8 protein-coding genes and 1 pseudogene are annotated in these 10,240 nt (G+C 40.2%); all 9 read left to right on the forward strand.

All coding sequences use genetic code 11. From position 1 onward, the window contains the following. Nucleotides 1-50: 50 nt before the first annotated feature. The gene (gene ribF / locus H5181_RS10300; protein ID WP_182750953.1) at nt 51-986 is read left to right on the forward strand and encodes a bifunctional riboflavin kinase/FAD synthetase; all 936 of its coding nucleotides are present in this window, start codon (nt 51-53) and stop codon (nt 984-986) included. Nucleotides 987-1,019: 33 nt separating this feature from the next. Then, on the forward strand, nt 1,020-3,842 hold the full coding sequence (ileS, locus tag H5181_RS10305) for an isoleucine--tRNA ligase (protein ID WP_041413147.1): 2,823 nt from the start codon (nt 1,020-1,022) through the stop codon (nt 3,840-3,842). Nucleotides 3,843-3,864: 22 nt separating this feature from the next. After that, nucleotides 3,865-4,368 (forward strand): signal peptidase II, encoded by a 504-nt coding sequence (gene lspA, locus H5181_RS10310; RefSeq protein WP_041413659.1) that lies wholly within the window; start codon nt 3,865-3,867, stop codon nt 4,366-4,368. Between the two features lie 2 nt (nt 4,369-4,370). Further along, on the forward strand, nt 4,371-4,814 hold the full coding sequence (fkpB, locus tag H5181_RS10315; RefSeq protein WP_011638336.1) for an FKBP-type peptidyl-prolyl cis-trans isomerase: 444 nt from the start codon (nt 4,371-4,373) through the stop codon (nt 4,812-4,814). 41 nt (nt 4,815-4,855) lie between these two features. Next, nucleotides 4,856-5,785 carry a 4-hydroxy-3-methylbut-2-enyl diphosphate reductase gene (gene ispH / locus H5181_RS10320; protein ID WP_182744784.1) on the forward strand — a complete coding sequence of 310 codons (930 nt, stop codon included), beginning with the start codon at nt 4,856-4,858 and terminating at the stop codon, nt 5,783-5,785. A gap of 256 nt (nt 5,786-6,041) precedes the next feature. Next, nucleotides 6,042-6,590, forward strand: a complete 549-nt coding sequence (pilV, locus tag H5181_RS10325) for a type IV pilus modification protein PilV (protein WP_182750954.1) — start codon at nt 6,042-6,044, stop codon at nt 6,588-6,590. Beyond that, entirely contained in the window at nt 6,590-7,612 is a 1,023-nt protein-coding gene (locus H5181_RS10330; RefSeq protein WP_011638333.1) for a PilW family protein, read from the forward strand. Before pilV ends, H5181_RS10330 begins: the two co-directional genes overlap by 1 nt. A 33-nt stretch (nt 7,613-7,645) precedes the next feature. Beyond that, nucleotides 7,646-8,098: a PilX N-terminal domain-containing pilus assembly protein gene (locus H5181_RS10335; protein ID WP_162023667.1), complete on the forward strand. Its 453-nt coding sequence runs from the start codon at nt 7,646-7,648 to the stop codon at nt 8,096-8,098. A gap of 1 nt (nt 8,099) precedes the next feature. Further along, nucleotides 8,100-10,240 (forward strand): annotated as a pseudogene (locus H5181_RS10340) (rRNA (guanine-N1)-methyltransferase); the annotation flags it as partial.

The following is a 10,240-nucleotide window of genomic DNA, read 5'->3' on the forward strand; positions in this document are numbered from 1 at the left end:
TTGGTTTGGGTATATAATCTGCCGATTTGCAATAGGCAGTATTGAGCGTAATGGAATTAATCCGCGGTATACACAATATTTTACCTTCTCATCATGGTTGCGTTTTGACCATTGGGAATTTTGATGGTGTCCATCGTGGCCATGCACAGGTGATCAGCAGCTTAGTGAGTAAAGCGCATCATTTTCAACTGCCTGCAATGTTAATGACCTTTGAACCGCAACCGCAAGAACGTTTTCGTGGTACTGATGCGCCAGCGCGGCTTAGTCTTCTACGCGATAAAATTAGATTGTTAGATGAGCTTAAAATTGATCAGCTACTTTGCATCAACTTTAATGAAGCCTTTGCTAATCAACCTGCTGAAGCGTTTATTGAAGAGTTACTGGTTAAAAAACTCGGCGTTAAATATCTCGTAGTTGGAGATGATTTTTGTTTTGGTAAAGGTCGCTTAGGCAGCTTCGATATGCTCGTTGCTGCCGGTAAAGAATTTGGCTTTACTGTAGTCAGTACACAAAGCTTTGTTGTTGGTTCGTTGCGAGTAAGCTCTACAGCAGTGAGAGAACAGCTGGCGTTAGGACACTTAGAACAAGCAAGACGTTTATTGGGTCATCCTTTCATTTTAAGTGGTAAGGTTGCTCACGGACAAAAATTAGGCCGTACAATCGGTTTTCCAACAGCAAATATTGCCTTAAAACGACACGTTGTACCTGTAAGAGGGGTATTCGCGGTTCGCTTGTACTGGGATGGCAGCGATATTTATGATGGTGTGGCTAATGTGGGTTTTAGACCCACTGTAAATGGTCAAACTTGCAGATTAGAAGTCCATTTGTTTGATTTTAGCGGTGATTTATACGGCAAACGAGTGGAAGTAGAATTAGTAGCAAAGATCCGTGATGAACAACCTTTTGAGTCATTGGACGCGCTAAAAAAACAGATTTTAAATGATGCAAATGAAGCTCGCGCTTTATTTAGCAACGATGCTAGCTGAAATGAATCAGCTTTAAATAATGGTATGGGATCAATGAGCGACTATAAATTTACTTTGAATTTGCCGGAAACAGAGTTTCCGATGCGCGGTAATTTGGCAAATCGCGAGCCAGAAATGTTAAATAGCTGGACGCAAGACGGGCTGTATCAGCAGATCCGTGAAAGCCGTACTGGCCGTAAACCTTTCATTCTTCATGATGGCCCTCCATACGCCAATGGCAGCATTCATATAGGTCATTCGGTAAACAAAATTCTTAAAGACATCATTATTAAGTCTAAAACCATGTCAGGTTTTGACGCGCCTTATATTCCAGGCTGGGATTGTCATGGATTACCGATTGAGCTTAAAGTTGAGCAAAAAGTCGGTAAGCCAGGCGTTAAAATTTCTGCGGCAGAGTTCCGTGAAGAATGCCGTAAATATGCGGCTATTCAAGTTGATGGTCAACGAGAAGACTTTATCCGTTTAGGTGTATTAGGTGATTGGCAAAATCCTTACCTAACAATGGATTTTTCAACTGAAGCGAATATTGTCCGTTCATTGGCAAAAGTGATTGAAAGTGGTCATTTGCACAAAGGTGTTAAACCTGTGCATTGGTGTACCGACTGTGGTTCAGCACTTGCTGAGGCAGAAGTAGAATACGAAGATAAAACATCTCCTGCCATCGATGTGGCTTTTTTTGCAGTTGATAGCTCAGCTGTTGCCGCTAAATTTGGCGTTGAGAATTATACTAAACCGGTAGCGATGGCAATTTGGACTACCACGCCGTGGACCATGCCTGCTAACCGCGCACTATCACTGAGTCCTGAGCTAGATTATAGCTTGGTTGAATTTGTGAAAGAGGGTAAAACCACCACCTTGATATTAGCTCAAGTTCTGGTTGAGTCATGTCTTGAGCGTTATGGCGCGGAGTCGCACACTATTTTAGGCGAAGTGAAAGGCGCCGAGCTTGAGTTAATGCGCTTTAATCATCCATTCTATGCTTTTGATGTGCCAGCTATTTTAGGCGACCATGTTACGACTGATGCAGGTACCGGTATTGTTCATACTGCACCGGGCCACGGTCAGGACGACTTTGTTGTTGGTCAAAAGTACGGTTTAGAAGTGGCTAACCCTGTTGGCGACAATGGTGTATATAAGCCAGACACTGAATTTTTTGCTGGCCAACACGTTTTTAAAGCTAACGCCAATGTGGTTGCGCTATTAGAAGAAAAGGGCGCATTACTACTGCATGTTGCTATCCGCCATAGCTATCCGCATTGCTGGCGCCACAAAACGCCAATTATTTTCCGTGCAACGCCACAATGGTTTATCTCTATGGATAACCATGGTTTGCGTTCACAAGCGTTAAAAGAAATCGAACAAACCAAGTGGATCCCAGATTGGGGCCAAAGCCGAATTGAAAAAATGGTTGAAAACCGTCCAGACTGGTGTATTTCACGTCAGCGTACTTGGGGCGTACCGATTACGTTATTTGTTCATCGTGAAACGGATGAGTTACATCCAGACAGTGTTTCATTGATGGAACGCGTAGCGCATCGCATTGAACAACAAGGCATCCAAGCTTGGTGGGATTTAGAGGCAAGTGAATTGTTAGGTGATGAGGCAGATCAGTACCGTAAAGTGACAGATACTTTAGACGTATGGTATGACTCCGGTTCATCATTTTCATCAGTGGTTGCAGCGCGTCCAGAGTTTCATGGACATGACATTGATTTGTACCTAGAAGGAAGCGATCAGCATCGTGGTTGGTTTATGTCATCATTGATGATTTCAACCGCTATGAATGGTAAAGCACCTTATAAGCAAGTATTGACGCATGGTTTTACCGTTGATGGTAAAGGCCGCAAGATGTCAAAATCTGTTGGTAACGTGATTGCTCCATTACAAGTAATCAATAAGCTTGGTGCTGACATTTTACGTCTATGGGTTGCAGCAACCGATTATAGTGGCGAAATGACAGTATCTGACGAGATTTTAAATCGTAGTGCTGATGCATATCGTCGTATTCGTAATACTGCGCGTTTCTTGCTTGCTAACTTGAATGGCTTTAACCCAGAAACGGACATGATCGCATCTGAAGACATGGTCGCGTTAGATCGTTGGGTTGTTCGTCGTGCAGCAGTGCTGCAACAAGAAATCATCGAAGCGTACGATCAATATAATTTCCATTTAGTGACTCAAAAGCTCATGCAGTTCTGTTCTGTAGAGTTAGGCAGTTTCTATCTTGATATTATTAAAGATCGCCAGTACACCGCTAAGCAAGAAGGGCATGCACGTCGTAGCTGTCAATCTGCGCTTTATCATATTGCCGAGGCGATGGTTCGCTGGATGACGCCAATTTTAAGCTTTACCGCTGATGAAGTGTGGCAATTATTACCAGGTAAACGTGAAAAGTATGTGTTTACCCAAGAATGGTATCAAGGCTTAGAAGCCGTCACTCTTGAAAGTGATTTAAGCGATGATTATTGGGAGAAACTATTAACTGTTCGTAATGAAGTTAACAAAGTACTCGAACAAGCGCGTCGTGATAAACGTATTGGTGGTTCACTAGAAGCTGAAGTGACATTGTTCGCTGATGCCGATTTAGCGGCTGAGTTAGCTAAAGTCGGTGATGAGTTACGATTTATCCTTATTACCTCTAAAGCAGCTGTTGCGGATATGTCACAAGCCGGTAGCGATGCCATCGAAACTGAACTAAGTTCGCTTAAACTAGTGGTTGCCAAAAGTAGCGCCGAGAAGTGTGAGCGTTGCTGGCACTATCGTGAAGAGGTTGGCACCATTGAAGCTCACCCAACATTGTGTCAACGCTGTGTGACCAATATTGAAGGTGAAGGCGAACAACGCGAATTCGCTTAAGGAAACATTGATAATGAGTACTGTGCCATTAACTTGGAAAGACAGTGGCTTGCGTTGGTATTGGGTAGCTGCATTGGTGTTTTTAGCCGATCAGCTATCTAAACAATGGGTCCTGAGCAATTTTGAATTGTATGAGTCTATACAGCTTTTGCCGTTTTTTAATTTCACTTACGTGCGAAATTACGGTGCAGCATTCAGTTTTTTAAGTGAAGCTGGTGGGTGGCAACGTTGGTTGTTTACCATTATTGCGGTCGGTTTTAGTACCTTGTTAACAATATGGTTGCGCAAGCAATCTTATTCGTTATGGCGCAGTAATTTAGCCTTTACCTTAGTCATAGGCGGCGCATTAGGTAATTTGGTTGATCGTTTAATGCATGGTTTTGTAATCGACTTTGTCGATTTTTACTGGAATACCAGTCATTATCCTGCATTTAATATTGCCGATGCAGGCATCTTTATTGGTGCGGTATTGATCATTTGGGAATCATTTAGACCCGACGCAAAGCCATCGAAGGAGCAAGATTAACTGTGACAGATTTAAGTAAGCAAGACAGTCATTCATTAATATGTCATATGAATATAGTACTGGAAGACGGCTCCACAGCCGACAGTACAAAATCGTCTGGTAAACCTTCACGTTTAAATATTGGTGACGGTAGCCTAAGTCCGGCTTTTGAAGACGAACTGAAAGACTTGAAAGAAGGTGATAAGCACATATTTACCTTAGCGGCAAAAGACGCTTTTGGTGAGTCAAATCCTGATGCGATTCATTATATGGACAGAAGCCGCTTTCCTGCAGATATGAAGCTTGAAGACGGCGTGATTGTCAGTTTTGCAGGGCCTGGTGGGAGTGAAATACCGGGTATCGTTCGCGATACTGCTGGTGATTCAATTACCGTCGATTTAAACCATCCCCTCGCAGGACGCACGCTTACATTTGAACTTGAAGTTGTCAGTGTCATAACTGAGTAAAAAGGTATCACATGCTAAAAGTTGATCCGACGTCTCCAGAACTGAGTATTTTACTGGCCAATCCTCGGGGTTTCTGTGCCGGGGTAGATCGCGCTATCAGTATTGTTGAGCGTGCTTTAGAGTTATTTGAACCTCCAATTTATGTACGCCATGAAGTGGTACATAACCGATATGTGGTTGAAAATCTAAAACAACGAGGTGCTCTTTTTATTGATGAACTTGACCAAGTACCAGACAACAGCATTGTTATTTTTAGTGCGCACGGTGTATCACAAGCTGTGCGCAAAGAAGCTAAAAACCGTGGTTTAAAAGTCTTCGATGCGACATGTCCGTTAGTGACAAAAGTACATTTACAAGTGACTCGTGCAAGTCGCAAAGGTATCGAGTGCATTTTGATTGGTCATGAAGGCCATCCAGAAGTTGAAGGCACCATGGGACAATATGATAATCCTAAAGGTGGTGTTTATCTTATTGAGTCTCCAGAGGATGTTAATAATCTTCAGGTTAATAACCCAGACAACTTATGTTTTGTCACTCAAACAACGCTTTCTGTTGATGACACCTTAGATATTATTACTGCATTGCAAAAGCGCTTTCCTTCAATTGAGGGGCCGCGTAAAGATGATATTTGCTACGCGACGCAAAATCGACAAGATGCTGTACGCAGTATGTCTTCCGAAGTTGATTTATTGATTGTTGTTGGTTCTAAAAATAGCTCTAACTCAAATCGTTTACGTGAACTGGCTGAGAAAACGGGTACGCAATCTTATCTCGTTGATACCGCCGCTGACGTGGAGGCTGTGTGGTTTGATGGTGTGAAGAAAGTCGCTGTAACTGCAGGGGCTTCAGCCCCAGAGGTTTTAGTACAACAAGTTGTTAACGCAATAGCTAAACTTGCCCCAAGTATTATTACTGAAGTTGAAGGCCGTAAAGAAGACACTGTATTTGCGGTTCCTGCTGAATTACGTTAATAATTTCAATGATCTAAAAATGATAACCCGCAGCTTAATTTAAGCTGCGGGTTTTTTGTGCTTACAAAATAAACCGAGTATAATACTGATAAATTGTGTTGACCTATTAATCATACAAGATAGATACTATCTGATTACATTTAAGTCAGCTATTATCTATGCTAGATGCTAGATGCTAGATGATAGTTCAAGTTTAAGTAAAGATATTTAAGATCGAGAGTATTTACTCTTGGTTTTCTTAGGGAGTTTGACGCTCATGCCATGTAAAAGGAATGGATTTTCCTTAATTGAAGTAATGGTATCACTGGTTATTCTAGTGATAGGCCTCATTGGGATTTTTAATCTGCATATTATGTCAAAACAGGGCAGTTTTGAGTCTTTTCAGCAAACCCAAGCCTCGTATTTTGCTAATGATATAATCAATCGTATGCGTCTAAATGTAAGTGAATTAAGCAATTATGGATCGTCCTCCGGTACTCACTATAGTGGAGAATCATTAACAAAACCCACAGAATGCTCTGGAGTTTATCGCTGTTCTAATACTGAATTGAGAGAGTGGGATTTATATGAGTGGCAGAGTGCTTTTATTGGCGATTCTGAAGTTGATAGTGATGGCAGTATTGGAGGTTTACCTACACCAACAGCATGTGTTTATGTTAATTCAAATGATGTTGTAATAGTCATGACATGGAAGAGTGTTCGTAAGTTTAATGGTACTAATGAGAATTATTCTGATGAAGTAAAATCATGTGATTCTTCTGGTGCAACGCGAAGAATTTTTGAAGTTAAAACGGCAATATTTTAATGAGCCATATGATGAATAAATTATCTATAAAACATCGTGGAATGTCTTTAGTTGAATTAATGATAGCCATGCTTGTGGGGTTATTTTTAACCGCGGGTATCTTCACTATGTTTAATATGTCGTCAAGCAATGTGACAACTACCGGTCAATTCAATCAGCTACAAGAGAATGGGCGTATAGCTCTGGCTATTATGGAAAGAGATATCAGTCAGCTGGGTTTTTTTGCTGATATAACTGGCACAGAACTTATTGTGAATGTTAATTCTAGTAACTCAACGACAGTTTTAACATCGGACTGTGTTGGTGAGGGGGTTAATAATGCAACTTTTCCTCAAAATGTCCCTGCTCATTTTCGAAGGCTATGGGGAAATGAATATACTAATTCGTTAACTATGGTGTGTGGTGCGCCTCTCACTCCAGACAGCAAAACGGACATTATACAGGTGAAGAGGCTTGTTGGACCTTCCGTGTTAGCCGCTCAGTTAGATGCAAACAGTTATTATGCTTCAGTTACTGCTAACGAAATTGAATTCTTTAATGGCAGTGTAGCTACACCGCCAGTAAAATTAAATAGTCGTATGTGGAAATATCAACATAGAGTCTATTTTGTGGAAACTGATTCAGGTATCCCTGTATTAAAACGCCGGAGTCTTAATATTTCAGGTGGCATGTCAAACGAAGAGCAACTTGTTGAAGGTATAGAGAATATCCACTTTTTATATGGTTTTGATAATGATGGCGACTCGACACCAGATACCTTTATACCCGCGAAAAATGTGTCAACTTTTATGTGGGATAATCAAGGTTTTCAACGTCTAGTTGCTTTAAGAATGTACGTATTGGTTCGATCTATTCAGATTGATCGTAGTTATGAAAATGATGTGACCTACACATTAGGTGATAAAGAAATATCGGGTTCAGTCAATCCAAATAAGAGTAACGACACTGATTATAAACATTATCGGCGAAAGGTGCTGTCCACAACGGTGGTGTTAGAGAATCCTGTATTGATTAGAAATTAATGTAAGGTTGTCAAACCAAATTTAGGTGTAAAAATGATCAAGACGTATAAATATCAACAAGGAATAGTGCTGTTTTTCTCTCTAATCGTTTTAGTATTAATGACGATAATCGGTGTTGCTTTGGCGGTTAGTTCTACACAGTCCTTAAGAATGTCTGGTGCTGGTAGTGATAGGTTAGCTGCTACATCGCTTGCTCTGGGTGGACTCAATACTGTTATTTCAAAAAGTGTGGTGTATCAATTTAGTACCACTACCGATCCAAAGAGAACTGTGGCGGAATTGAGCGGTAGCCAAGATATTACGCTTATGCCTCTAGATAATCCAGGTATCAATGTAAGTTGTCAAAGAACTGAAAAGGCTAATGCTGCAAATTTAATTAACTGTCGAAGAGTCGAAATTTCTAGCACAGTTAATTACGGACGAGGTGGTTACGGAGAGCTGTCTGTGACAATGGGTGTTGAGCAAGAAGTGCTCAAGGAGAATTAAAATGTTCAGTAAGTATCCGATTTTTATTATGTTATTTTCTGTATTGGGCTTTGTAGCTAATGCTGTTGCAGATGATACCGAATTATATGTTTTAGAGTCATCTGTGCGTAGTGATGATAATCCACAGATTCTTATTATTTTAGATACTTCAGGTAGTATGGACAAAAATGGCGGCGATATGCTTTCCCCTCCATTTCTTACCCAACCTACACCTTCTACTAGCACCAAATTATATTATTCCACAAGTGTCGATGAAGTTCCGATCTCAGGAAGCCAGAACTACTTTACATATAGCAAAAATAATTGTAATTCGTCGTTAAGTATTATCAAGTCTTTCGGCATCTATACTGGTTATTTTAGACAATACCAAGATGGGAAATGGATAGCGTTACCAATCTCTGATGGTAGCGGGATTTCTGCTGTTGATTGTTATGAGGACATAGCCGTATCTGATAATAAAAATGCCAGTGGTAAAAGTAATGGTTATCCTGTTGATGGTTTAAGTAGTGCTTATAGCAATGATTCAAATGCTTTAAGTAATGCTAGATTAACTGATTTTGGTTTAGGACAACCTATTACTTTATTTACCGAAAATTATATTAATTGGTACCATAATAGGCCTTCAAATAGCTGGACTACCCGTATGGCTGTCGCTAAACGAGTGCTGAGTGAAGTTATCGTGAATACACCGGGTGTTGATTTAGGTTTGATGATTTTTAATGTAAATTCAAACGGTTATGATCGACATGGTGGTCGTGTTATTTCGAGTATCAAAACAGGGAATATAACTAATAAAAATAGTTTACTTAATACTGTAAACAATACTAATTCAATTCAGAATAACTCTACACCGTTGTGTGAAACGTTATATGAAGCGGCTCAGTATTTACATGCAAAAAGTGTAGTCAATGGTCACAAAACTAGTGGTTCTTCAACTAATCCTAGTTATGACACCAATGCAGAGTCTCCTTCTGGAACCTATAAAAGTCCATTTATAGGCAAAGAATGTGGCTCTAATGCATCTATTATTTTAATTACAGATGGTGCTCCACAGTATGATACCCATGAAAATGGCAATATAAAAACTTTGTTAGGCTTACCATCTAATACAAATGACGAAAATGTTCCTGGATCCCAGTACGTTACAGCTTATAATTACGATAAACATTATAGTTTATTACCTTCAGTCGCGAATTGGTTAGCTAATAATGACGTTAATCCATATGCTCCTGGTGTACAAACAGTTAAAACATATACCATTGGTTTTAGTGAGGGAGTCAATAATGCAACAACATTATTGAATGCAACTGCAACTCAAGGTCAAGGGAAAGCATACTACGCGACCGATACCACAGGGTTACAAGCTTCATTGATTAGCGCCATAGAAGCAATTAGCTTGGATAGCTCAAGTTTTTCTTCGCCGTCTGTCGTTCTTGATAAAACTCAAACTGGTAACTCTGCCTATTTTGCTATGTTTTTACCTGGTGAAGGTCCTAGGTGGACCGGTAATCTTAAAAAATTTAAAGTGAGTTCAACAGGTGATATTTTAGATAAACGTGATGCAAAAGCCTTCTCTAGCGATGGTCGAATCGCTAAAGATGCATGCTCTTTGTGGGTAACTGACTCAGATTGCGCTAACGCAAGTTATGAAGGTTACGATGTTAATGACGGTGGCGTTGCTGCCGCATTACGATCTAATTATCGAAACTCTGCAGGATTAGCGATAAGAAATGTTCTTACAAACACGGGTAATTCAGGTCAACTTGTAGCATTGACTAAGGCTAATGCTCAAATTAAAGGCAGTTTAACAGAGCAACAGTTAGCAACATTTTTAAATGTCGATAAAGATAGTATAGAAAGCACTTTAAATTGGGCTAAGGGGCAGAACGTCGATAATGAAAAATATGATTTAGATACAGCCCCCTATCTTAGACAAGATATATTAGGTGACCCGCTTCATTCAAGACCTCTGGTCATAAATTATGGCACAACCGCTTCACCTGATATAAGAATTATTATGGGAACGAACCATGGCTTTGTTCATATGTTTAAAGACACTGAGTCAGAGGTTAATGGTCAGAGTGTTAGTACTGTATCTGAATCATGGGCTTTTATTCCTCATGAATTACTACCTAATATTAA

Source organism: Shewanella sp. SG44-2 (assembly GCF_014164215.1).
In the GTDB taxonomy this organism is placed as follows: Bacteria; Pseudomonadota; Gammaproteobacteria; order Enterobacterales; family Shewanellaceae; genus Shewanella; species Shewanella frigidimarina.

Excerpts from the sequence above, each read along its gene's own strand:
- ribF (WP_182750953.1), top strand. The coding sequence starts at position 51 with ATGGAATTAATCCGCGGTATACACAATATTTTACCTTCTCATCATGGT.
- ileS (WP_041413147.1), top strand. The coding sequence starts at position 1,020 with ATGAGCGACTATAAATTTACTTTGAATTTGCCGGAAACAGAGTTTCCG.
- pilV (WP_182750954.1), top strand. The coding sequence starts at position 6,042 with ATGCCATGTAAAAGGAATGGATTTTCCTTAATTGAAGTAATGGTATCA.
- H5181_RS10330 (WP_011638333.1), top strand. The coding sequence starts at position 6,590 with ATGAGCCATATGATGAATAAATTATCTATAAAACATCGTGGAATGTCT.
- H5181_RS10335 (WP_162023667.1), top strand. The coding sequence starts at position 7,646 with ATGATCAAGACGTATAAATATCAACAAGGAATAGTGCTGTTTTTCTCT.